General features: G+C 53.7%; 1 protein-coding gene and 1 pseudogene. Both read left to right on the top strand.

The genetic code is table 11. From position 1 onward, the window contains the following. A pseudogene (locus ACI77I_RS32165) lies at positions 1–216 on the top strand (citrate transporter); the annotation flags it as partial. 118 nt (positions 217–334) lie between these two features. Further along, positions 335–471, top strand: a 137-nt coding sequence (locus ACI77I_RS32160; RefSeq protein WP_407000237.1) for an Arc family DNA-binding protein, incomplete at its 3' end; no start/stop codon positions are given.

Raw genomic sequence — 471 nt, 5'->3', positions numbered from 1 at the left:
GTCGAAAACTACGGTGTCGAACCGGCGAGCGTGGTGTATGCGCTTATTATCGGAAATATCATTGGTACCTTCATCAGCCCTTTATCGCCAGCACTGTGGCTGGCCCTGGGGTTGGCCGGGCTGGATCTCGGTCGACATATTAGGTACTCGTTCTGGTGGATGTGGGGCTTTTCGCTGGTGCTGTTTGGCGTTGCGTGGGCCTTGGGTTTGTTTTGAGCATTCATCTATCTGAGGGTCATATGGGCCTAAGCCGCTCGCCCGCTGATGCGGGCTAAGCCTGTAGGAGAGGGGGCGTTTTCGCTCCCCAAAATTTAGCAAAAACTGGAGAGACAACATGCCAACTGAATCGGAAACGGCCCAGATAACCTACAACTCCAGGACGGCTGATAAGTTCGCTTTGCGCTTGCCAGAAGGGTTACGTGACCGGATCAACCTGGCGGCGGAAAACAATCACCGAAGTATGAACAGTGA

The sequence above is a fragment of the Pseudomonas sp. D47 genome (assembly GCF_045447305.1).
Classification (GTDB): Bacteria; Pseudomonadota; Gammaproteobacteria; order Pseudomonadales; family Pseudomonadaceae; genus Aquipseudomonas.
This window is presented reverse-complemented; position numbering and strand designations above follow the sequence as displayed.